This is a genomic window from Bradyrhizobium sp. WSM2793 (assembly GCF_000379585.1).
GTDB lineage: Bacteria > Pseudomonadota > Alphaproteobacteria > Rhizobiales > Xanthobacteraceae > Bradyrhizobium.
In genome coordinates this window covers 68,285-91,286 of the sequence record NZ_KB902779.1, presented here as the reverse complement: position 1 = coordinate 91,286, position 23,002 = coordinate 68,285, and the positions used below count along the sequence as shown (strand labels likewise).

Genomic DNA, 23,002 nt, shown 5'->3' with positions numbered 1-23,002 from the left:
TCGAATTCGCAGCTTCACCCCACCCCGGCGCTTCGCGCCGACCCTCCCCCTCCAAGGGAGGGTGTGAAGGACACATCCCATGACCAAACCCAAAGTTCTCATTTCCGACGCGCTCTCGCCCGCTGCCGTGCAGATCTTCAAAGACCGCGGCGTCGAGGTCGACTTCCAGCCCAATCTCGGCAAGGACAAGGACAAGCTGGCCGAGATCATCGGCAATTACGATGGCCTTGCGATCCGCTCCGCGACCAAGGCGACCGCAAAGATCCTCGACAAGGCGACCAACCTCAAGGTGATCGGCCGCGCCGGCATCGGCGTCGACAATGTCGAGATCCCCGCCGCCACGGCCAAGGGCATCATCGTGATGAACACGCCGTTCGGCAATTCGATCACGACCGCCGAGCATGCCGTCACCCTGATGCTGGCGCTCGCGCGCGAGATCCCGCAGGCCGACGCCTCGACCCAGGCCGGCAAGTGGGAGAAGAACCGCTTCATGGGCGTCGAGATCACCGGCAAGGTGCTGGGCGTCGTCGGCTGCGGCAACATCGGCTCGATCGTCGCCGACCGCGCGCTCGGCCTGCGCATGAAGGTGATCGCGTTCGATCCGTTCCTGTCGCCGGAGCGCGCCAAGGACATCGGCGTCGAGAAGGTCGAGCTCGACGACCTGCTCAAGCGCGCCGATTTCATCACGCTGCACACGCCGCTGACCGAGAAGACGAAGAACATCATCGACGCTGCCGCAATCGCCAAGATGAAGAAGGGCGTGCGCCTGATCAACTGCGCGCGCGGCGGTCTCGTCGACGAGCAGGCGGTGGTCGATGCACTCAATTCCAAGCACATCGCCGGCGCCGCGTTCGACGTCTTCGTCGAGGAGCCCGCGAACGCCAACGTGCTGTTCGGACATCCCAACGTGATCTGCACGCCGCATCTCGGCGCCTCCACCACCGAAGCGCAGGAGAACGTCGCGCTGCAGGTCGCCGAGCAGATGTCGGATTACCTGCTCACCGGCGCGATCTCGAACGCGGTCAACTTCCCCTCGATCACGGCGGAAGAAGCGCCGAAGCTGAAGCCGTTCATCTCGCTCGCCGAGAAGCTCGGCTCGTTCGCCGGCCAGCTCACCGAGACCGGCATCCTCAAGGTCGAGATCACCTATGAGGGCCACGTCGCCGAGATGAAGATCAAGGCGATCACCTCCGCCGTGCTGTCGGGCCTGCTGCGGCCGATGCTGGGCGAGGTCAACGTGGTGTCCGCGCCCGTCGTCGCCAAGGAGCGCGGCATGGTGGTGGACGAGATCGTGCGCGCCGCCCAGAGCGACTATGAGAGCCTGATCACCGTGACGGTCGCGACCGAACGCCAGGAGCGCTCGGTCTCCGGCACCGTCTATCACGACGGCAAGCCGCGCCTGGTCGACATCAAGGGCATCCGCGTCGACGCCGAGTTCGGCAAGTCGATGATCTATGTCACCAACGAGGACAAGCCGGGCTTCATCGGCAGCTTCGCTGGCCTGCTGGGCGACGCCAAGATCAACATCGCGACCTTCCATCTCGGCCGCGTCGAGCAGGGCGGCGACGCTATCGCGCTGGTCGAGGTCGATGGCGCGGTCCCGGCGGACGTGCTCGCCAAGGTGCAGGCCCTGCCGCAGGTCAAGCAGGTCAAGGCGCTGACGTTCTGAGACGCTGACATATTCCGACCCGCGGAACAACGCCGCCTCCGTCACGGGAGGCGGCGTTTTTATTTTCCGCAGCCTGCCAAACTTTGTGTACCAATGGCGCCAGGACAACTCGTTCAAAGAGCGCTCCGTTCAAAATCGCTCGACAAGGGAGAAACACATGCGTGAAGCCGTCATCGTTTCCTATGCGCGCACGGGCCTCGCAAAATCCGGCCGCGGCGGGTTCAACATCACGCCGCCGATGTCGCTCGCGGCACACGCCATCCAGCACGCGGTGAAGCGCGCCGGCGTCGACAAGGACTATGTCGAGGACTGCTATCTCGGCAATTGCGCCCACGGCGCGCCCAACATCGGCCGCCAGGCCGCGCTGCTCGCCGGCCTGCCGAAGACCACCGCCGGCGTCTCGGTGAACCGGTTCTGCTCCTCGGGGCTGCAGACCATCGCGATGGCCGCCAACTCGATCCGCTCGGACGGCGCAGACTGCATCGTCGCCGGCGGGGTCGAGAGCATCTCGATGCCGGGCGGCGGCACCCCGAAGGAATCGATCGATCCTGAATTGCTCAAGGTCGCGCCCGACATCTTCATGGCGATGATCGATACCGCCGACATCGTCGCCGAGCGCTACAAGCTCAGCCGCGAATATCAGGACGAGTTCTCGCTGGAATCGCAGCGCCGCATGGCGGCGTCGCAGCAGGCGGGCAAGTACAAGGACGAGATCGTCCCGATGAAGACCAGGATGAAGGTCGTCGACAAGGCGACCAAGGCGGAGAGCATCGTCGACTACGTCGTCGATCGCGACGAGTGCAACCGGCCCGAGACCACGATGGAAGGATTGGCAAAACTCGAGCCGGTGAAGGGCCCCGGCAAGTTCGTCACCGCCGGCAATGCCAGCCAGCTCTCGGACGGCGCCGCCGCCGTGGTGCTGATGGAAGCCAAGGACGCCGAGAAGCGCGGCCTGAAGCCGCTCGGCCGCTTCGTCGCCTGGGCGACCGCGGGCTGCGAGCCCGACGAGATGGGCATCGGCCCGGTGTTCGCAATTCCGAAGCTGCTCAAGCGCACCGGCCTGAAGGTCGACGACATCGATCTCTGGGAGCTCAACGAAGCCTTCGCCAGCCAGTGCCTGTACTGCCGCGACCAGCTCGGCATCGATCCCGCCAAGTACAACGTCAACGGCGGCTCGATCGCGATCGGCCATCCCTTCGGCATGACCGGTGCCCGTCTCACCGGCCACCTGCTGCAGGAAGGCGCGCGCCGCAAGGCGAAGTGGGGCGTGGTGACGATGTGCATCGGCGGCGGCCAGGGCGGCGCCGGCCTGTTCGAGATCTACAGCTGAGCCGATCCGCAACCGACGGCTTGAAGGGAAGGAAGCACGGCGCGCACGAGCGCCGTGTTTTTTTCTTGTGCACTTCACCGTGCATAGACGGGGGCCATCGAGACTTATCCTGTGACGTGTATCGTGCATAAGTACGTAGTCATACGTGTCCGCAGATTAACGGAAGTTTCCGCGCATTGAGGCTTCATTAGTCGCATCAGCCACAACCAATTTTGAAATCAAAGATGCGATTATTCTCCCTGCGGCTCACCCACAAGATCACTGCAATCGGCGTGATCGGCGTCTTTGGTGTCGTCCTGATCGGCGGGATTCACCTCTATGGTGAGCGCGCGATGGCGGTCTATCGCAACGCCGCCGAGGAGGCGCGCACCGTCTTCGAGCTCAACAACAGGATCGCGGTCGAGCTGCTCGAGGCGCGCCGGGCCGAAAAGGATTTCCTTCTGCGCAGCGATCCGGCCAGAGCCGAGCGCCAGGTCGAGATCAGCCGGCAGGCGGCGCTCGACATCGAGACGCTTCGCGGCAGGATCTCTGTCCTCGGCAAGCCCGAGCTGGCGCAAAAGATCGACGCGATGAACGCATCGCTGAAGACCTATCAGGCGCGCTTTACCGCGGTGGTCGAGGAGCGGCAGCGGCTCGGCCTCGACGAGAAATCCGGCCTGGAGGGGCGCCTGCGCGCGTCGGTCCACGGTATCGAGAGCCAGGTCGACCAGCTCCAGGACTCCTCTCTCAAGGTGATCATGCTGATGATGCGCCGGCATGAGAAGGACTTCATGCTGCGTCGCGACGCCAGATATGGCGATGACATCAAGAAGCGTGCGGCTGAATTTTCGGCCCTTCTCAACGCCGCAACCATTCCCGACAATTCGAAGGCCGAGCTTCGCCAAAAGCTCGCCGACTACCAGCGCGATTTCTCCGCGTGGATGGAGACCGCGTTGAAGCTCGCGGGCGAGCTGAAGGCGATGTCCGAAGCGTTCTCGGCGGTCGAGCCCGTCATCGAGCAGGTCTCGAAGTCGGTCGACCAGATCCGCATCGAGGCGGACCGGCTGAACGAGGCCGAACGTGCCAACATCCAGTTCTGGATTGCGGTTGCGATCGCGCTGATCGCATCCGGCGTGCTCGGCCTCGGCATTTTCATCGGCCGCTCGGTCTCCAAGCCGCTGTCGGCCATGCGCGCGGCGATGATCGAGCTCGCCAACGGTAATTTCGCCATCGTGCTGCCCGGGCTCGGCCGTCCCGACGAGATCGGCGAGATCGCGCAGGCCGTCGAGACGTTCAAGGTCAATGCCGAGCGCAAGGCGCAGGAAGAGGCGGAAGAGAAGATCAGGCAGGACAAGCTCGCCGCCGAGCGCCGTCGCGCCGACATGATCAGGATGGCCGACGATTTCGAAGGCGCGATCGGCGAGATCGTCGAGACCGTGTCGTCTGCGGCCAACGAGCTCGAGGCGTCGGCGACCTCGCTGACCACCACCGCCAGCCGCTCGACCGAGCTTGCCACCCTGGTCGAGGCGGCCTCCGAAGAGGCCGCGACCAACGTGCAGTCGGTGGCTTCCGCGGCGGAGGAACTGACCGCCTCGGTCCACGAGATCAGCCGCCAGGTGCAGGCCTCCGCGCGCATGGCCGGCGAAGCCGTCAGCCAGGCCGGGCAGACCAACGACCGCGTCAGCGAATTGTCGAAGGCGGCTGCGCGCATCGGCGACGTGGTCGAGCTCATCAGCGCCATCGCGGGCCAGTCCAATTTGCTGGCGCTGAATGCCACCATCGAGGCCGCACGCGCCGGCGAAGCCGGGCGCGGCTTTGCCGTGGTGGCTTCGGAGGTCAAGGCGCTGGCCGAGCAGACCGCGAAGGCCACCGGCGATATCGGTCAGCAGATTTCCAGCATCCAGGTTGCGACCGAGGATTCGGTCGGCGCCATCAAGACCATCGGCGGCACCATCGAGCGGCTGTCCGAGATATCGTCCACCATCGCCGCGGCCGTGGAAGAGCAGGGCGCCGCGACCGGCGAGATCTCGCGCAACGTCCAGAATGCGGCCGCCGGCACCACGCAGGTGAGCGCCAACATCAGCAGCGTCAGGCAGGGCGCGACCGAGACGGGATCTGCCTCCGCGCAGGTGCTGTCCGCGGCGCAGTCGCTGTCGAACGACAGCAGCCGGCTGAAGATCGAAGTCAGCAGGTTCTTGGACACCGTGCGCGCGGCGTGATGTAAGGGCGCGCCGCTCTTTCGCTCCTTCGCCCCGTTCTTACGGGGAGAGGTTAAGAACGCCTCACGCCCCCGCCACCACCGGTGCGAACACCACTTCGATCAGCGTGCCGGAATTCCCCGCGCTCTTGATGTTGAAGCGGGCGCGGTTGGCTTCGACCAGGGCCTTGGTCAACGACAGGCTCAGCGCCGAATTGTCCGCGGCGTCCCCGGGCGGCGGGGTGCGGAACGGCTCCATCGCGGCGGCGACTTCGCGCTCGGAGAGGCCATGGCCGGTGTCGCGGATGCGCAAGCAAATCTCGCCGCGGTCGGACAGCGCGGTCGAGACGATGACCTGGCCGCCGGCGCTGGCGAGCCGGATCGAGTTCGAGATCAGGTTCATGGTGATCTGCCGCATCGCGCGCGCGTCCGCCGTGACCTGCGGCAGCGCATGCGCGAGCGAGGTGCGGATGATGATGCGCTCGCGATTGGCCTGCGGCTGCATCACGGTCACGCAGGCTTCGACGAGGTCGTTGAGGCTGAGGTTGGCGAAGTTGAGATCGAGCTTGCCGGTTTCGATCCGCGACAGCTCCAGCAGATCGTCGATGATCGCGATGACGCGCTCGCCGGAGGCGCGGATATCCTTCATGTATTCGCCGTAACGCTCGTTGCCGAGCGTGCCGAAGCGTTCGGAGATCATCACCTCGGCAAAGCCGATGATGGCGTTGAGCGGCGTGCGGATCTCGTGGCTGATCCGCGCCAGCATGTCGGCCTTGGCGTTAGCCGCGCTATGGACGAGGTGGCGGGCCTGCGTCAGCTCGCTCTCGCCCCTCTTGCTCTGCGAGAGATCGCGGAACACGGCGAAGAAGTTCGGGCCGTCCGGCCGCGTGCGGCCCATGATCATCGCAAGCGGAATGACGCCGCCCTTCTTCTCGCGTCCGAGCACCTCGCGGCCGTGGTCGAGCAGGCTCGAAATGTCCTGGCTCTTGAGGCTTTCGAGATAGTCGGCGACGATCTGGCGGCTCTCCGGCGCGAACAGCGTCGCCAGATTCTGCTCGAGCAGGTCGGTGCCGTCATAGCCGAACAGCGCCTCGGCGCTGCGGTTGCAGGCGTGGATGTTGCCTTCGGCATCGAACATGACGATGCCCTCGGCCGTGGTGTCGAGGATCGCGGCGAGATCCTCCGCATCGGCATCGCCGGCCGCGGATTCGAGCTCGGGCGCGTAGGGGAAGGATTCGGCGACGATGGGCTCGACGACGACGGTCTCGGCAATCGAAGCCGCGACGCTGGGCGCCACAACAGGTGCAGGATTGGGCAGCGCGCAGATCAGCGCATGCGCGCTCTCGCCGTCCCAGTCGATCGTGTGCAGATGAGCCTCGGTGGTCGCAAGCGGTGCTTCACCGTTCGCGAGCGTCGCGCTGATCGTGACAGGCGTGCCGGCTTGCGAGGTGCTGCTGGCCGACGACACGCCGGGCTCGACATAGAGCGCATCGAGCCCGCCGGCGTTCTCCAGCGCGTTGATGCCGGCATAGCCCATGCGCGCGAGGAAGGCGGGGTTGGCATAGAGCAGGCGGTCGAGCCGGTAGATCAGGATGCCGGTCGGCAACAGGTCGAGCAGGGTGCGGTCGCGCGCGCTGGCGCCGCGCGGCGGCGGCGCGGGCTCGCTCAGCCATTCGGCCGCAGCTTGCGGCGGTGAGGGTTGCGGCGCCGGCGGCTCGGTGGGGGTCTCCGCCACCGGCTCGGAAGCTTCTGCCGCGATCGTCTCGCGCTCGCGTTCGAGCCGTTCGGACAATTGCCGGGCGAGCTCGTTGAACGCGCTGTTCTCGACCGGCGTCAGCGTCGGCGATCTCTGATCACTGGGTGATCTGACATCGCCGTGCGGGCGGAACGGCACGACATTCGGAGGGGTTTCAACTGGCGTTTCCACTGACGTTTCCGGATCGGTTGGGTGTGAATTCGCGTCGCTGGTGGGGTCGGGCAGTTCAGGTTCGGATGCTGGCTCGGGCTCGGCTGCGGGCGGCTCGATCGGCGGAGGCGGCGCCTCCGCGACCGGCTCGGCCTCGGGCTCCGGCGCGACCAGTTCGGCAGACGGGCCGTGCTGCGCCGCCGGTTCGACCACCGTCTCGAAGCGCCTCAGCGCTGCGAGACGATTGAGGCCGTCAAGATCGCGGCAGACGCCAAAGCCCTTGAAGCCGGCAAAGTTGCGCGACTGGTCGTAGACCGGCAGGCCCGCGAGCTCGACCGGCAGATGCTCGCCGCCGTCAGCCGGCCAGTTCACGGTGATCCCGGCCCAGGTGTCGTGGCTTGCAAGCGCCTCCGCGACGCGGCCATCAGAGTCGAGCGAAAAGTCCTCGGCGATCTCGCGCCAAGGGCGGCCGAAGCCGGCGGCAGTGCGCGCGCCGATCAGGCGGATGAATTCGTCGGAGAGAAGCGCAAAGCGCCCCTCCGCATCCATCTGCCAGAGGAAGCGCAGCGGATGCTGACGCGGTGCGGGCGGCTCTTGGCCCGACGAATCCCGGCCAGACGATTGCTGGCCCGACGGCGGTTCGACCATGCCGGGAGTGATCGGCGCAGCCTGCGGCGAGACGATGGCTGGATGCGGGTTTTCAACCGGAGTTTTGGGCGCGATGTCGGCGCCCTGGTCCGGCGTTTCGTGAGCTGGTTCTCGAACAGGCTGTTCGGCCGTGTCCTCGATCCCCGCCAAGTCCTGCGGTTCAGGCGCCATTGTCCCGGTTGCCTTGGGCGCCTCGACCGGCTCGGCGAACGCATCGAACAACGAGATCCCGGCCGATCCGTGCTGCGAGGGTGGCGGCTCGCACGGCATGGCCGCGGCCTGCTGCGCAGGTTCAGCCGGCGCCTCGTTTGCGCTTTCCGCCGTGCTCGCGGGCACGGAGGCTGCGGGCGCAGCTTGCGTGGCCGGCTCGATCAGCGCGATCAGGCCGACATCGGCGCCGAGGCCGACCCGTTGCAGCACCATCTGGCCGATGCCGATCGGCGTCTCGACGCGGCCCTCGCGAAGCGCATCGCTGCGCGCCTGTTCGAGCCCGGCCTCGCCGAGATCGCGAAAGCCGAGCAGCGAGCGGGCCGCCTCGCTGGCGCCGACGAACAGGCCGTCGGGCGCGAACGCCGCCATCGGCATCTTCGCGCCCTCGACCAGGCGATGCAGCCGCTCGACCAGCGGCATGCTGCGCAAGGTCGGGTCCATCGCGGTGACGAGCACGGCGTGTCCGCCATCGGCAAAGTCGAGCCGGGCGCAGGCGCAGGTCATCAGCGTGCCGAGCCGGGCGCCGAAGCCGCGCAGACGTTCGAGCCGCACGGTGCCGCTCGCCGGCAGCTGCCGGGCGAGCCGGGCGACTTGGCGGCGATGGCCGTCCGCCGGGCCAAAAGCCCGCTCCGCCAGCGCTGCGCCGTTCGCCGCGCCGAACAGCTTTGCGCCGACCGGATTGGCCCACAGCACGCGCGCGCCGTCGGTCGACCACAGCCAGGTCGCGAGCGGCGAGGTCGCATGCACGGCCAGCCGGGGATCGCCCACACCTCGCAACTGGAAATCCGAACTCGTCATCCGACCGGCTGTGTCTCGCGCTTGAAGCTGGCGGCTGCCGGGAATGACAGCCTTAAGAAAGGGTTAGTATCGCCCGCGCCCGCGGGCAGGTCCACGGCCCCGGTCCCCGGCGGCGGCCCTAAGCCGCGATAACCTTAATCAGCCCGAACCCGCAAGCCGCCGCCCGGTTCATCCAAGGGATTCGAAGAGAGAAGCGGTCACAGGCCGCGCGGCATCAAAGGTCCCCATCCTCCCCTGGAGGGGGAGGATCGGTTCGCATGGAGCGAAGCGAAATGCGAGCCGAGGTGGGGTGACAGTCTCTCCACATCGCACACTGCCCGAGGGGAGAGATCACCCCACCCCGCTCGCGCTACGCGCGACCGACCCTCCCCCTCCAGGGGAGGGTAAGAAAGACCCGCCGGGCAAACCACCCACCCCCTTACCTCAACCCCCGGTTCCCCGAACCCGGAACCTCGCCCTAACCTAGATTAAATTATCGCGGCGCACCCTGCCGCCGCATTGCGCTGCACAATGTTGACATGATAGGCAGCCATAATCCTGGGCGCTGGGCGAGCCATCTCGTTTGTTTCGCGTTTCCAGTCTTTCGTACCCGCTCAATGTGTGACGGCCCAGACCGGGGGCCGGCGGGCGCGCCAGAAGGCTCACTCCATTTTTCATTATCGTGAGGGACAACCATGACAGGTGCGACTGATCCGTTTTCTGCCTCGATCATTCCGTTCGAGGTGCCCGAGCAGATGCGTGCGTTCGCCGAAAAGGGCGTGTCGCAGGCCCGTGAGAGCTACGCCAAGTTCAAGGACGCCGCCGAAACCCACAACGGCACCGTCGAGGCCGTGTTCACCTCCGCCAGCAAGGGCGCGAGCGAGTACACCGCCAAGCTGGTGGAATTCATGAAGGCCAACAGCAACGCCCAGCTGGACTTCGCCCAGCAGCTGTTCGGCCTGAAGTCGCCGGCCGAAGCGCTGGAGCTGTGGACCGGCCACACCCGCACCCAGCTCGAGACCTTCCAGTCTCAGGCCAAGGAGCTGGTCGAGCTGACCCAGCGCGTCGCCGCCGAGACCGCCGAGCCGATCAAGGCCAGCGCCTCGAAGTTCTACAAGCCCGCCGCCTGATCCAGCCGGTTGGTTTGAATTGAGAAACCCGGGCCGAAAGGCCCGGGTTTTTTCTTCGCCTCTCCCGCTCTTGTCCCGCCGAAGCCTTGGCGAAGGCGGATGCGGGAGTGGCCGGCGTCCGGGCGATGCGAAGCATCGTCGGGGGCGACGGGTGAGGGTTCTCTCCGCTGGGGGAGTGTCTCGGTAGGCGGCAGCGGGTGCGCAACACTCCGATGCCCGTCATCAGGCCGGATTTCATCGCACTGACGGTGATTTCAGCCGGTTTTTCGCACCATTGCGGCCTTGCCAAACCGGGCCGTTGCACCTAGTTTCCGCCCCGTCCAGCCCCCTAGGTCGATGGCCTTTTCAGGTAGCCCCGAGGGCGGCTTGCCAGGATGCAGTTGTAGCTCAGTTGGTTAGAGCGCCTGTCTGTGGAACAGGAGGTCGGTGGTTCGAGCCCACCCAACTGTACCAGCGCAAACAATCGCTGATCCGACAGACGACGAAGCCGCCGCGCGCGAGCCGACTCTTGATCTCTCCCAATGGTTGCGCTTCAATCGGCTCTGGGGAGAGGGGTATCTTATGCAGCCACAGCATCCGAGCGCGGGGCGAGCGCCCGTATGAGCCCCGTTCCGTCTTTTGACGGACGGGGACTCATCCCGCCATTGCTTGGCCCGGATGAAACTACCCCGGACCGCTCCCCGTACCCTGCTTTGATGACTGAACTCGTCATCACGCTGGGCACAACGCCTTGGCGTGAGAACCTGCTGTTCGCTTTGCTTGAGTATCGAAAACTATTGGCCGTCCACGGTTATACGGACGGCATGCAGTTCATTGACGGCAGCTTTGTCGAGAACGTCGAGGTCCGGGAAAATCGTGATCCCGGCGACATCGATGTATTCAGCTTCTTGATGAGGCCAGTGGCCTACCAGCAGGACCGGAATCTCTGGGCAACTACCGGTTTTCCTATCTGGGCAGGCGAACTGATGGACAGGGACAAAAACAAGGCCCGGTTCTCGCTGGACACCTATGGGGTTGCAGTGGATGAACACGGCCCCTTAAGACTAATCAATGAAACTATTTACTGGTATAGTCTGTTTTCTCATCGCCGCGTGACCCAGGAGTGGAAGGGCTTTGTGAGAGTGCCCCTCAATCCCGCAGACGACGCGGTGGCAAGAGCGATGATTGTCTGATGGCGACGCTTCTTTCAAAGCGTGAGTTGCACGACGATCTTGCTTTCGTCGACAAGCAGCTTTCGCAATATACTGATCCATACGACACCGTTCGATTCATGTGGGAGCAGCGGCGAGCGGCCCTGCTTCGTCGTCTAGAAGAAGCGGCAAAAACCGACGACTCTCATGCCGAAGTCGCCCTTTTATTCGATGGTGGTCCCGTCGTTGGATCGCAGGAAATTCGTCTGCAATTCGCGACGCAAGTGCTAGACGGCTATCAGACCTTGGTGGCCATCATCGCGGCTGAGAAGGGCGGAGCAGAGCTAAAGGCTAGAGGCAAACTGCCCAAGGCGTTCACCTCGAAACTATTCATTCGCGATATGCTGCGTGGCTCGGTCGGCTTTTTGTTGGAGGAGCCACTTCCGCCGCAAGGATCGTTGCTTCCGACAGTGCTGAAGGACGCCGTCCGTGAAGCCACCGCGTCACTTCGAGACCTTTCTGCCGCGTCGTCGGACGCGTTCCAATCAAGGGCAGAGACGATGAGCCCCCGAGCAATGAGGGCGGTCAAGCGTATCTCCAAGACGCTCATAGAAGCAGGAGCGCTAGCCAAGATCGTTGACGACGCGGAAGAGTTGAGCCTTACGTCCGAGCGGGTCGCCATTCTACAATCTAGGCTCAACGAAGTTGAGGTGGTCGAAACAACGGAAGAACTCGACGGCGTGTTGTTGGGGATTTTCCCAGACCGTCAACAGTATGAGTTTCGAATAGGTTCTCCAGAGGACGGCCAAGTAATTTACGGGTCGGTGTCGGAAGATTTGGATGTGCGGTACATAGCCAACCCGGCAGAAGTACTCCTAAAGCCTGTGCGCGCACGATTTCAACTGATCACTACAATTCGCGCGGGCCAGAAGCAAAGCGAGGAACGCGTCCTCCAAACGATCGTCGTTACAACGAAGCAGTCATAGTTCAGACCACTATTGCGGTGCACGAAACTCCTTCTACAGGGTGCGCTGTTCGGAGCGCCGGCCGCCAAGCTAATTGGTGCACTGTCACCGTAGTAGTAGAGCGTCATCGGTGACGGTCAACTGGTTGATGGCTCTCGCGAGGCGTCATAAAGATCGCTGCGACAGAAGGGGCTTACGAGCGCGCGCGTTTGTTTGATGCAAGCGCTTGGTTTCTGCCAGCTAATATCTTTCGGGCGAGCGGTCCAAAGTGACTTGCCATCGCGTCGACTATGCGTGGTGTTTCGTTGGATTCAACTTCGAAGAAGTCGACGCCGCACTCGTCTTGCGCCCACGTTTGAAATATAGCGCGTGCCATCGGAATACTGACGAATGCAGATTCTGTGCACTGTCACCGCAAATGCCCGTTGGGCCAGACTTTCGACGCAGGGAGGCTTCATCCGCGACGCTGCTCAAAGCCAATTCTGTACCCCGTCACCGTAGCTCCCCGCTTCGCAATGCGATATCGTTAGCGCGCCAAAGACGTTCATGGACAAGCAAGCCGGGCGGAAAAGATCGTGAGTTTCTTCGAACGTCTCAAGACAGAAGCATCCGTTGAGTGGCGGGCCTACACCGAACATCCCTTCACGAACGGATTGGCAGACGGCTCGCTCCCCGAAGCGGCGTTTCGTCACTATCTCGTTCAGGACTATTTGTTCCTCATCGAGTTTGCTCGGGCCTACGCGCTCGCGGTCTACAAGTCACCCAGGCTTGCCGACATGCGCGAGGCAGCGGCAGGCCTGTCGGCCATCCTCGATGTCGAGATGAACCTGCATGTGAAGCTCTGTGCCGATTGGGGTCTATCTCCGGCTGACCTTGAACAGGCCCCCCCGGCGGCCGAGATGCTGGCCTATACACGCTACGTGCTCGACGCGGGAATGCGCGGCGATCTGCTGGCACTCAAGGTGGCGCTTGCTCCCTGTGTGATCGGGTACGCCGAGATCGCAACGCGGCTCGCCTCGCGACCCCATGCGGACGCCGCGACGAACGCCTATCGCGTCTGGATCGCCGAGTACGCCGGCGTGCCGTACCAGGAGGTCGCTGCCAAAGCCCGTGCGCACCTCGACCATCTCGCCGATCTCTACGCCACGCCGGCCCGCGAGGCCGAGCTGACTGCGATCTTCAAGGAAGCCACCCGGCTCGAGGCAGACTTCTGGGAGATGGCCTGGCGCGAGGGCCAGCGTGTTGCCGAATTACGGTAACAGTGCGCGAAACTCCTACGGAGCTGCATCCCGCCTCACGCGATCATCGCCTTGATCTGCGCCGTATCCGCAAACTCGATCAGCTCGGCGATCTTGCCATCCTGAAATCTGAACAGGTCCAGGATCTCGGTGCTGAAAGTCTTTCCGCTTGGATTGTATCGAACGAGAGCCCCGGGAAAGCGCGACGTCGAGCCTGCATGCCTATCCGGCGCGAGGGCTGCGGTCGTCTAATTCAGACGGGTGCAATTTGCCTCACTTCCGTGCGCCCGCCGTCGACCAAGGCTTCGGATCTTCTCTCGGTGGTGGTCCATTGAGTTCGAGCTCCCAGGACTCAAATGGCGGACTCACTTGGAACCCGCGGTCGCAATAGCTCCGGATCCATTGGGCGGCACGGTGCTCCGCATACTTCGCGTTAACGGGCATACCCTGCTGATCAAACTCGATGACGTTCGCAAAGATCGCATAGGCCTGCTCCATCAAGCTCGGCTCTGCTAACATTACCTGGCGATATTCGATCCCTTCGAGAAGAGGATGCCCGACGGAGCCAGCAGCAATCCAATAGCTGAAGCTACGTAACGCTCCCGAGAAGGCGGCGCTTAGCTTTGAAGGATGATTCATGTTCGAACACCATAAAGTAGCAAGTGAGCCAAGCTCCGCGGTCGAATCATTGCACGGCATTACGGTGACAGTGCACCAAACCAGATTCCGCAGGGCGTGCGATTAGACCTCTGGCGAAGGCCAATTTTGTGCGCTGTCACCGTATTTCTAGCTGCTTCACGTCCGGGGCAACATCCCGAAATCAGCCAACATCGACAACCTTAGGAGCCTGAGAAAATGATCTCAGCCGAATACTGCCGACTTATGGCCCGCTACAACACTTGGCAGAACGCCTCTTTGGTAACGGCCGCCGACGGGCTTACCAACGAGGATCGCTGGAAGGATCGAGGTGCGTTCTTCCGGTCGATCGCAGCGACATTGAACCATCTTTATTGGGCTGATGCCCTGATACTGGAGCGGCTAAAGGGGAACGAGCGTCCAGAGGCAACCATCAAGCATTCCCTCACAGATCCCTCGGATTGGGATGCCTTCAAGGCGCTCCGCTTGCAACGGAACGAGGAAATCGAAGCGTGGTCAGCGCGATTGGTCGATGCGGACCTGAACGGGATGCTTGTTTGGTATCCGGGGGACGGTTCAACTCGGATCGAGAAGCCAAAGACGCTCGTTGCTGTTCAACTCTTCAATCACCAGACGCACCATCGAGGTCAGGTCCACGCGATGTTGACGGCAGCGGGGGCAGAACCCGAGCCGACTGACTTTCATCTTCTGGCGTAGCTCGTGCGACGCTCCAATCCATCTCATCGCATGTTAGGCGATCATCGCCTTGATTTGCGCAGTATCCGCAAACTCAATCAACTCCGCGATCTTGCCATCCTGAAATCTGAACAGGTCCAGGATCTCGGTGCTGAAAGTCTTTCCGCTTGGATTGTATCGAACGAGAACCCGGGAATGGACTGCGACGCGATCCCCGTCGACCAGCTCAGTCAGGATCTCGCGGCTTTCGAAGCCGAAGGCGGCAGTGAACTGAGTGAAAGCCCCGCGCAGGGTCGGATGCCCCTCCATGCGCCCCGTCAGTTCGAGCGCGCCCTTGTCGCCCATCAAGGTGAAGTGGCCCTCGGGATGAAAAGCCGTCACCAGGCCTTCAACGTCGCCCTCACCGCGCGCGGCGTAGGCGGTCCTGATCAATGCGAGCATCTCTTCGCGCTGTGCCATGTCACCCTCCCTGCAGCACGTATCATGGCAGCCTAGCGACCTTCGCGTGTAAAGGCAAAATCATCGGGACGATGTTGCGCGTGCTCAGCGCGCCACCACCCAAACCACCACCGGTAACGTCACCGCCGCTAGCAACGTCCCCAGCGCCACCGCGCCGGACACCGGGTTCACCAGCCGCTGATACTGCACCGCGAAGATGTAGGCGTTGGCGCCGGTCGGCATCGCCGCGAACAGCACGACGACGCCGGCGGCGATCGGCGGCAGGTCGAGCAGCCTGGCCAGCACGAACGCGGCCGCCGGCATCGCCGCCAGCTTCAGCGCGCACATCACCAGGATGCTCAGCTTCTCGCCCTTCACCTCGAAGCGAAACAGGTTGATGCCGAGCGCGATCAGCGCGGTCGGCGATCCCGCTTGCGCCAGCAGCTCGATGGTGCGGTCGACGACGGGGGTGAGGCCGAGGCCGGTGAAACGCCAGGCCACGCCGAAACCGATCGCCAGCATCAGCGGGTTGCGGGCGAGGTCTGTGAGCACAGGCCAGATCACTGACAGCGCCGAGCCGGTCCGCTTGTGGTTGACCAGCTCCATCTGCAGGATGCCGCAGAGCCAGAGCAGCGGCGTGTTCACCGACAGGATCAGCGCCATCGGTCCTGCGGCCTCGTTGCCCAGCGCCGAGAGCGTCAAGGGAATGCCGAGCATCACGATGTTGCCGTAGACCGAGCCGATCGCGAACACGACGCCGTCTTCGCTGGTACCGCGCCGCGCGCGCAGCAGCGCCGAGATCGCCAGCGCCGCGATCCAGATGACGGCCAGCGCGCCGTAATAGGCGCCCCACATCCGGTAGGGACTGACGTCGGGGAATTCCGACACGACGATGGTGCGGAACAGCAGCGCCGGGATCGCGATGCTGAAGGCGAACTCGGAGATGCCCTTGTGCGCGCTCTCCGAGACGAAGCGAAACAGCACCGCGGCATAGCCGGCCGCGATCAGCGCAAACACCGGCGCGACGATCAGCAATGTGGCCATGCGCCGCTATGACCCCAACTCGATGATCCGGCGCGCCATCCGCACATTGGCATAGTCGATCATCTTGCCGTCCAGCGTCACCGCGCCCTGGCCGTTTGCCTCCGCCTGCTCCATGGCGTCGACGATCCGCCGCGCCTCCGCCAGCTCATGCTCGGACGGCATGAACGCGCGCAGCGTCGGTTCGATCTGGTCGGGATGGATGACCTGCTTGCCGTCGAACCCCATCGCCGCGGCCTTTTGCGCGCTGCTTTCGGTCAGCCTGGCATCGCGGAACGCGCCGCAGGGGCCGTCGATGGCGATGAGGCCGAACGCGCGGGCGGCCACGAGGACGCGCATCATCGGATAGGCGAAGAGGTCGAGCGGGGCCGAGGAATAGCCGCTTTGCGCCGATCCCACGTGACGATAGCCATCCGGCGACACGCCGATGTCGGAGGAGCGGGCGCCGATCGACGCCGCGAAATCGCCGACGCCCAGATGCAGCGCGGCGATGCTGTCGTGACATGCGGCGAGCGTGTCGACATTGACGAGGCCGAGCGCGGTCTCGATCAGCAATTCCAGCGCGACCGGCGCGGGGCGATCGGGGTTAGCTGCCCGCAACTGCTCGGCAATCCCAGCGATATCGCTGGCGCGCTCCGCCTTCGGCACGATCACCGCATCCAGCCGGGGAAGGGTAGCCAGCGCGCGGATTTCCTGCGCGATGAAAGGACTGTCGACGGCGTTGATCCTGATAGTGACGCGCTTGTGGCCCCAGTCGAGCGAGGCGAGGGACCTGACGGCTTCCTCCAGTGCGAGGCTTTTCTCGGATGGCGGCACCGCGTCCTCGAGATCCATGAACACCGCGTCCGCCACTGATGCCGCTGCCTTGGCGACGAGACGGGAGCGATGCGCGGGGACGGCGAGGTAGGCCCGCGTTGGCCGTTGTTGCGCCATCGTCAAATGTCCTTCGACAGCCCGAGTTCGTTGAGGATGGCCTGGTTGTGCTGTCCCACATCCGGCACCGGATCCATCCGCGGCTTGACGCCTGGAATGGTGAGCGCGGGCAGGAAGCTCATCACCGGCCCGCATGGCGAGCCGACGCTCTGCACCCGGGACCGCGCGCGCAGCTGCTCATGCGCCAGGAAAGCCTCGACCGAGTTCAGATGCGCGTTGGCGATCGAGGCCTCATCCAGCAGTCGCAGTACCTCCTCGCTGGTCATGGATGCAAAGCGCTCCTCGATAAGTCCTTGCAGATCGTCGCGGTTCTGCATCCGCAGCGGGTTGGTGCGGAAGCGCAGGTCGTCGGCGAAGCCGGCATCGCCGAGGACGATGCTGCACAGCGATCGCCATTCCCGATCGTTCTGGATGCCGAAGAAGATCGTGTTGCCGTCGCCGACCCGGAACGGCCCGTACGGCGCGATCGTCGCATGCCTGGCGCCGGTCCGGGGCAATGGCCGTCCCGTGCTGTGCGTGTAGAAGGCGGGATAGCTCATCCAGTCGGTGATGGAGTCGAACAGCGAGGCCTGGAAGGCCGTGCCCTTGCCGGTCCGCTCGCGGCGATACAGCGCCATCAGCACGCCGTTGAGGATGTACATGCCGGTGGCGATGTCGACCACCGACAGCCCGACCTTGGCCGGCTCCGCCTCGGTGCCGTTGATGGCGAGAACACCGGCCTCGCACTGGACCAGGAGATCATAGGCCTTCTTGTCGCTGTAAGGACCGCCCGTGCCATAGCCCGAGACGTCGCAGGCGATGATGCGCGGATGCTTTTGGAGAAGCGATGCTGCATCGAGGCCGAGCCGTTCGGCAGCGCCGGGCGCGAGGTTCTGGATGAACACATCGGCCCGCGGCAGCAGGGCGTCGAGCACCTTGCGGCCGTCCTCGCTCTTGATGTCGATGGCGAGGCTTTCCTTGGAGCGATTGGTCCAGACGAACTGGCTCGACATGCCGTTCATCACGTGGTCGTAGTCCCGGCAGAAGTCGCCCGCGCCCGGCCGCTCGATCTTGATCACCCGCGCGCCCCAGTCGGCGAGGTGACGGCTCGCCAGCGGCGCCGCGATCGCCTGCTCGAGCGAGACCACCGTGACGCCGGACAGCGGCAACTCCGCTTCATTGCCTTCCATGAGATCGCTTCCTCTCGTGCGCTTTTCGACCAGCGCAGGAGACAGGCCGATCACCCCACGCGCATCTTTTTGGATGGGACATGATGCCCCTGTTTTGCCCGACAAGTCAAACCTGATTTCGTCAAATCCTAAGACGAAATGCGCTGCGATTACCGTGGCTTGGCTACTGTGCATGGGGTTGTTTTCGTAGTTTTGTGTTTAGTGCTTCCCCGGCACACAGCTGTCATCCCCCGCCCTGTGCGCAATTGCGCACAAGGCCGGGCGACAACAGTGGAGAGGTTGCCGAGCGGCACCCGCCTGTTGCCGAGACCGCACAGGTCCGACCTTTCGCATCTGCCCTCGTTGCCAACGAACCGCCGTTCACCCACTATTCCCTCCGACTCGACATGTGGGGGGATCGATGCCGGCGTTTCGCTTCAAGACATCCTTGGCTGCTGCAACCCTCGGGATGGCCCTGGCCGTTCTGATCCAGCCCGGTACCGGCTTCGCCTACACCCCGGAGGAGCAGCAGGCCTGCACGCCGGATGCGATGCGGCTATGCGGCGAGTTCGTTCCGAACGTCGACGCCATCACCGCCTGCATGATCAAGAAGAAGGCGCAGCTCTCGCCGCAATGCCGGGTGTTCTTCCGTCCCGGACCCGAGCCGGGCGAGGCCCGCGCCGGCAAGCCGACCAGCATCGCGCCCAAAACCGCGAAGAAGAGCACCAAGCCCAAGAAGAAAAAGACCAGCGACGGCTGAGCGCGGGATAACCCGCGTTCCTTATCCGAAACTTCGTAATGTAACGGACTCCTTTTGTTCGCGCAGGCCGCGCTGATGCCTGCGGCAATTACGAATGTGCGAAGGAAAAGAGTCGGATAAGGGTTTGCGCGGGAAGGTTGCATTCCGCTTGGTCCCGTTCGGCTGCTCAAAGAACGCACAGATGCTCGCGCGGGCGGCGTTTCGCTGCCGTTGGTCTCTTGTCCTGCGACGCAGTGTGACTCAAAAGCCAACACGCCTTGTTATTTCGTGGCGGTAACGCAACCCCCGATAAATTTTTCTTTCACGAATCAGCGCGGTGATTCATTTTCGCAGCCTGGGGTCAATCTGGAGGCCGAAGGTATGAACGTTATTGTTTTTGCATCGCGTAAAGGCGGCTCGGGCAAGAGTACCCTAGCCGCGCATCTCGCCGCGCAGATCAAGGCGAGCAAGCAGGTCATGCTCGTGGACGCGGACCCGCAGGGCTCGCTGACGCTGTGGCACAAGCTGCGTGGCACCAACGAACCGCCGATCAAGGCGGCGGTGAACTCCGTCAGCGGCATCGTCTCCGCTGCCAAGCGCGACGGTTATGAATGGGTGTTGATCGACACGCCGCCGAACCTCTCGGCCGTCGTCGACGACGCGATCAAGAACGCGACGATGGTGGTCATTCCGGCGCGTCCCGGCGTGTTCGACGTCAACGCGGTGCAGGAAACCATCCAGATGTGCCGCGCCGCGCGCAAGCCCTACGCGGTCGTGCTCAACGGTGCGCCGGCCAAGCGCGACGAAGCCGAAAGCCCGATCGTCACCATCGCCCGCGAAGCGCTTGCGAAATTCCGGGCTCCGGTGTGGGGCGGCCAGATCACCAACCGTTCGGATCTCTTGATGGCGCTGAGCCACGGCGAGGGCGCGCGGGAATACCAGGCCGAGAGCCGTGCGGCCCAGGAAATCGCAAGGCTGTGGGCGGCGATCGAGCGTTCAGTTAAGGCCATTCGCGGCACGGCGTCGGCGTCCGGCGCAATGCACAAGCAGGCTGCTTAATTTCATTATTCATTTCCCCGGACGAAAAACGCGCGGGAACGTCCGCGCGTTTTGCGTTTTCGGGATCTGCTGAAGGAGGCTACGCCACCATCAGCATGTAGAACACGATGACCGGCGACATCGTCAGGATCACCGACCAGATGCCGGCGGCCCAGAGAATGTCCTCGGTGGTAAAGCTCTGCTCGGTGGACAGCTTCTCCTGTCCGGCGCCGAAATGCGACGCCATCTCATTATGACTATTCATAAACGCCCCCGCGATTTCTTCGCTTATGGGCGTGAACGATACGCGGGATGTTTTAAGATTCCGGCTTGCAAACCGCTGCGCATTTTGAGCGCATTTGTGACGGCCGCTTAACCATCCGCGCGACGTGCCGCCTCAGGCGAGCCAGACGCGAAACAGCAGCGCCGGCATCAGGCCGAGCATCACGGCCCAGAACCCGAACGACGATACGACGAGAATTCCCTGCAAAAGATCGGCCGGCGCGAATTGCTGCGCGGCCGTAGGCCGGGTGCGATGTCCCATGGTCATTCCCCTGTGGAAGTTCCTGGAGAGCAACGATAGGGACGGATGGGTAAACGAGACGTGGATGCGCCATGCGGCAGCAGCGAAGGCCGTTGGGGCGCGGTTAACCAAGTGGCGGCTCTTACCCTCCCCTGGAGGGGTCCGGGACGAGCGAAGCTCGCCCGTGGGTCGGCTCACATGAGCGCAGCGAAATGCGAGACGGGGTGGGGTGACGGTCTCGCCCATCCGACAGTGCCCGAGTTGCGAGATCATCCCACCCCGCTCGCGCTTCGCGCGATCGACCCTCCCCCTCCAGGGGAGGGTGAACGAGAAACTACGCCGCAACCTTCGTCCGTCGCTCGATCTCGCGATCGATCGCGGCGGCGAGCTCGCTGCTCACTTCCACCATCGGCAGGCGCACTTCGGGGCTGTCGATCAGGCCGCACCGCCACAGCCAGTACTTCGCCGGCGCCGGACTCGGTTCGGTGAACAGCAGCCGCGTCAGATCGGCGACCTCGTGCCAGCGCGCCTGCGCCGCGTCATGGTTGCCGCGCTTCGCTTCCGCATACACCGCCGCGAACGTCGCGGTCTCGACATGGGCGGACAGCACGATGCCGCCGTCGGCGCCGTCGCTGAGCGCCTCGAAAAAGTTCGCGTCCTCGCCCGTGAGCACGCGAAACTCCTTCGGCCGGTCGCGCAAGAGCGCGATCGATTGCTCGCGGCTCGCGCCGCAATCCTTCAAGCCGATGATGTTGGGATGCTCGGCGAGCCGCAGCATGGTCTGGTTGGTGATGTTCACCGAGGTGCGATAGGGAATGTTGTAGAGCGCGAGCGGCCATGCGGCGTGATCGGCGAGCGTCTCGAAATGCGCCAGCAGGCCGCGCTGCGAGGGCCGCACATAATAAGGGCTTGCGATCAGATAACCGTCGATCGGCCAGTCCGCGGTCTCGTCGAGACGGTCCTTCAGCCGCGAGGTGTCCGCGCCCGACAGCCCGAGGCAGATCGGCAAGGTGCGCCGGCCCGCCGCCATCTCGTCGCGCACGATGGCGACGAGACGTTCGAGCTCGGCCTCGCGCAACGTCATGCCTTCACCCGAGGTCGCCCCCAGGATGAAGCCGTCGATGCCTTGCGCGCTGTAATGTCGCGTCAGCCGCCGCAGCGATCGCTCGTCGAGCGCGCCGCCCTGAAACGGCGTCACCAGCGGCAGCCACAGCCCGTGCAAATGATCTTCAAGTCCGGTCATGTTTCCATCTCCTTCTCGGGAAACCTGAGACGGAGGGCACATGAAAAAACCCCGTCCAGGCGGCGGGGTTTTCGGGATTGCAGCGATGACGAAGCCGGTCTAGCGCGCGCAAAACTCCGAGGTCCCCGGATGGGGGCCTTTTTTCGAGGCGATCGCCTTCGACGAGATTGCGCACGACTTCGTGATCATCTGCAAATGATGGGGGGTATGTCTGGAACTGTCAATACACGCGGAGGGCGAAGGCCGATTTGACCGAAAAAAAGCCGGGCTCGAACGAGCCCGGCTTAAGGTATTGGCCACGTGAGGCCGACACAATCACCTTCCAAGAGGGATTACTGAACTCCCGCGCCACTGGAGGAGGGGGACAAATGCGCAACGCGAAGGCTCAGCGTGCAAACAGTATGAGCTTGACGAGCGCCATGCAGCAACAGCCGAGGCCGCATGTCAGTCATGCGGAAATCAGGACGGCCAGCGCTGCGCCTTGCTCACCACGAAGTCGCGGAACACCTGCACGCGCGCGACCGTCTTCAACTCTTCGGGATAGACAAAATACGTATCGAGCTGGATCGAATCCGACTCGCCGAACAGCTGAACGAGTTTGCTCTGTTCCTCGACGAGGTAATCGGGCAGCGCCGCGATGCCGAGGCCCTGCTGACAGGCGCGCACGAGACCGAGGATGTTGTTGACCCTGAAATAGGCTTCGCGCGGACCCGAGCCGTTGCGGCCCGCTTCGACCAGCCAGTTGCGGTTCTGCAGATGCGGCGCGAAGTTGCCGTCCGAGAGCGTGATGATGCGGTGGGAGTCGAGCTCCTCCAGCGTGCGCGGCGTGCCGAAGCGCTTGATATATTCCGGCGAGCAATAGGCGTGGAAGCCCATCGCGAACAGCTTGCGCTGGATGAGATCCGGCTGCGTCGGCTTGCGGGTGCGGATCGCGACGTCGGCCTCGCGCATCGACAGGTCGAGTTCCTCGTCGGTGACGATCAGGGAGATCCGGATTTCCGGATAGAGCGCGGTGAACTCGCCGAGCCGCGGGATCAGCCAGTTGATGCCGACGCCGGGCGTGGTGGTGATCTTGAGGTCGCCGCTCGGCCGCTCGCGGCTGTCGGTCAACTTGGCGCGCGCGGCCTGAAGCTGCATGAACACGTCATGCGCGGTGCGGAACAGCAAATCGCCCTGCTCGGTGAGGATCAGGCCGCGGGCATGGCGGTGGAACAGCGAGACTGAAAGCTCCTGCTCCAGCGCCGAGACCTGGCGCGACACCGCCGATTGCGACAGGCCGAGCTGCTCGCCCGCATGCGTGAAGCTGCCAGCTTCCGCCGCCGCGTGAAACACCTTCAGCTTGTCCCAGTCCATATCCGTAAATCCGTCGCGTGTTCGGGGCATGATCT

Annotated in this window: 20 protein-coding genes, 1 tRNA gene and 1 pseudogene; 11 read left to right on the top strand and 11 right to left on the bottom strand. The window is 63.9% G+C overall.

Features of this window, described 5'->3' with window-relative positions:
• Positions 1 to 79 precede the first annotated feature (79 nt).
• The 3 genes from serA to A3AS_RS0114385 all read left to right on the top strand — a co-directional run bounded on the left by serA (position 80) and on the right by A3AS_RS0114385 (position 5,197).
• Positions 80 to 1,669: a phosphoglycerate dehydrogenase gene (serA, locus tag A3AS_RS0114395; RefSeq protein ID WP_018318279.1), complete on the top strand. Its 1,590-nt coding sequence runs from the start codon at positions 80 to 82 to the stop codon at positions 1,667 to 1,669.
• A gap of 157 nt (positions 1,670 to 1,826) precedes the next feature.
• On the top strand, positions 1,827 to 2,999 hold the full coding sequence (locus A3AS_RS0114390; RefSeq protein WP_018318278.1) for an acetyl-CoA C-acyltransferase: 1,173 nt from the start codon (positions 1,827 to 1,829) through the stop codon (positions 2,997 to 2,999).
• A 224-nt stretch (positions 3,000 to 3,223) separates the two neighbouring features.
• A complete protein-coding gene (locus A3AS_RS0114385; RefSeq protein ID WP_018318277.1) occupies positions 3,224 to 5,197 on the top strand; it encodes a methyl-accepting chemotaxis protein in 1,974 nt (657 codons plus the stop codon).
• A gap of 63 nt (positions 5,198 to 5,260) precedes the next feature.
• Here the strand turns inward: A3AS_RS0114385 and A3AS_RS0114380 are convergent, their stop codons facing one another.
• Positions 5,261 to 8,737, bottom strand: coding sequence for a PAS domain S-box protein (locus A3AS_RS0114380; RefSeq protein ID WP_018318276.1), 3,477 nt, complete (start codon positions 8,735 to 8,737; stop codon positions 5,261 to 5,263).
• Positions 8,738 to 9,411: 674 nt separating this feature from the next.
• Here A3AS_RS0114380 and A3AS_RS0114375 point away from each other — a divergent pair.
• From A3AS_RS0114375 to tenA, 5 genes are all read left to right on the top strand, one after another.
• A complete protein-coding gene (locus tag A3AS_RS0114375) occupies positions 9,412 to 9,846 on the top strand; it encodes a phasin (protein ID WP_018318275.1) in 435 nt (144 codons plus the stop codon).
• A gap of 376 nt (positions 9,847 to 10,222) precedes the next feature.
• Positions 10,223 to 10,299, top strand: a tRNA-His gene (locus A3AS_RS0114370).
• 146 nt (positions 10,300 to 10,445) lie between these two features.
• A complete protein-coding gene (locus tag A3AS_RS0114365) occupies positions 10,446 to 11,018 on the top strand; it encodes a hypothetical protein (RefSeq protein ID WP_245283201.1) in 573 nt (190 codons plus the stop codon).
• On the top strand, positions 11,018 to 11,962 hold the full coding sequence (locus A3AS_RS0114360; RefSeq protein WP_018318273.1) for a hypothetical protein: 945 nt from the start codon (positions 11,018 to 11,020) through the stop codon (positions 11,960 to 11,962). The genes A3AS_RS0114365 and A3AS_RS0114360 overlap by 1 nt, the downstream gene beginning before the upstream one ends.
• A 554-nt stretch (positions 11,963 to 12,516) precedes the next feature.
• Complete coding sequence (gene tenA / locus A3AS_RS0114355) at positions 12,517 to 13,200, top strand: thiaminase II (protein WP_018318272.1); 684 nt, start codon at positions 12,517 to 12,519, stop codon at positions 13,198 to 13,200.
• Between the two features lie 35 nt (positions 13,201 to 13,235).
• Here tenA and A3AS_RS47220 read toward each other — a convergent pair.
• A pseudogene (locus A3AS_RS47220) lies at positions 13,236 to 13,373 on the bottom strand (nuclear transport factor 2 family protein); the annotation flags it as partial.
• Positions 13,374 to 13,452: 79 nt separating this feature from the next.
• Positions 13,453 to 13,818, bottom strand: a complete 366-nt coding sequence (locus tag A3AS_RS0114350) for a hypothetical protein (protein ID WP_026201992.1) — start codon at positions 13,816 to 13,818, stop codon at positions 13,453 to 13,455.
• Positions 13,819 to 14,034: 216 nt separating this feature from the next.
• Between A3AS_RS0114350 and A3AS_RS0114345 the strand changes: the two genes are divergently transcribed.
• Positions 14,035 to 14,532 carry a DinB family protein gene (locus tag A3AS_RS0114345; protein WP_026201991.1) on the top strand — a complete coding sequence of 166 codons (498 nt, stop codon included), beginning with the start codon at positions 14,035 to 14,037 and terminating at the stop codon, positions 14,530 to 14,532.
• A gap of 33 nt (positions 14,533 to 14,565) precedes the next feature.
• On the opposite strand, the gene A3AS_RS0114340 is transcribed toward A3AS_RS0114345, so the two are convergent.
• The 4 genes from A3AS_RS0114340 to A3AS_RS0114325 all read right to left on the bottom strand — a co-directional run bounded on the left by A3AS_RS0114340 (position 14,566) and on the right by A3AS_RS0114325 (position 18,092).
• A complete protein-coding gene (locus A3AS_RS0114340) occupies positions 14,566 to 14,970 on the bottom strand; it encodes a nuclear transport factor 2 family protein (RefSeq protein ID WP_018318269.1) in 405 nt (134 codons plus the stop codon).
• A gap of 84 nt (positions 14,971 to 15,054) precedes the next feature.
• Positions 15,055 to 15,993: an AEC family transporter gene (locus A3AS_RS0114335; RefSeq protein ID WP_018318268.1), complete on the bottom strand. Its 939-nt coding sequence runs from the start codon at positions 15,991 to 15,993 to the stop codon at positions 15,055 to 15,057.
• A 6-nt stretch (positions 15,994 to 15,999) separates the two neighbouring features.
• Positions 16,000 to 16,923: a CoA ester lyase gene (locus tag A3AS_RS0114330; protein ID WP_020508681.1), complete on the bottom strand. Its 924-nt coding sequence runs from the start codon at positions 16,921 to 16,923 to the stop codon at positions 16,000 to 16,002.
• A gap of 2 nt (positions 16,924 to 16,925) precedes the next feature.
• Positions 16,926 to 18,092, bottom strand: a complete 1,167-nt coding sequence (locus A3AS_RS0114325; protein ID WP_018318266.1) for a CaiB/BaiF CoA-transferase family protein — start codon at positions 18,090 to 18,092, stop codon at positions 16,926 to 16,928.
• Positions 18,093 to 18,492: 400 nt separating this feature from the next.
• Here A3AS_RS0114325 and A3AS_RS0114320 point away from each other — a divergent pair, with 400 nt between their 5' ends.
• Positions 18,493 to 18,831: a hypothetical protein gene (locus tag A3AS_RS0114320; RefSeq protein WP_018318265.1), complete on the top strand. Its 339-nt coding sequence runs from the start codon at positions 18,493 to 18,495 to the stop codon at positions 18,829 to 18,831.
• A gap of 360 nt (positions 18,832 to 19,191) precedes the next feature.
• The gene (locus tag A3AS_RS0114315) at positions 19,192 to 19,869 is read left to right on the top strand and encodes a ParA family protein (RefSeq protein WP_025032179.1); all 678 of its coding nucleotides are present in this window, start codon (positions 19,192 to 19,194) and stop codon (positions 19,867 to 19,869) included.
• A 79-nt stretch (positions 19,870 to 19,948) separates the two neighbouring features.
• On the opposite strand, the gene A3AS_RS47215 is transcribed toward A3AS_RS0114315, so the two are convergent.
• From A3AS_RS47215 to A3AS_RS0114290, 4 genes are all read right to left on the bottom strand, one after another.
• The gene (locus A3AS_RS47215; protein ID WP_018318263.1) at positions 19,949 to 20,113 is read right to left on the bottom strand and encodes a hypothetical protein; all 165 of its coding nucleotides are present in this window, start codon (positions 20,111 to 20,113) and stop codon (positions 19,949 to 19,951) included.
• 132 nt (positions 20,114 to 20,245) lie between these two features.
• Positions 20,246 to 20,392 (bottom strand): hypothetical protein, encoded by a 147-nt coding sequence (locus A3AS_RS48300; protein ID WP_018318262.1) that lies wholly within the window; start codon positions 20,390 to 20,392, stop codon positions 20,246 to 20,248.
• 313 nt (positions 20,393 to 20,705) lie between these two features.
• Positions 20,706 to 21,614 carry a 4-hydroxy-tetrahydrodipicolinate synthase gene (locus tag A3AS_RS0114295; protein WP_018318260.1) on the bottom strand — a complete coding sequence of 303 codons (909 nt, stop codon included), beginning with the start codon at positions 21,612 to 21,614 and terminating at the stop codon, positions 20,706 to 20,708.
• A gap of 459 nt (positions 21,615 to 22,073) precedes the next feature.
• Positions 22,074 to 22,997 carry a LysR family transcriptional regulator gene (locus A3AS_RS0114290; protein ID WP_026201990.1) on the bottom strand — a complete coding sequence of 308 codons (924 nt, stop codon included), beginning with the start codon at positions 22,995 to 22,997 and terminating at the stop codon, positions 22,074 to 22,076.
• Between the last annotated feature and the right edge of the window lie 5 nt (positions 22,998 to 23,002).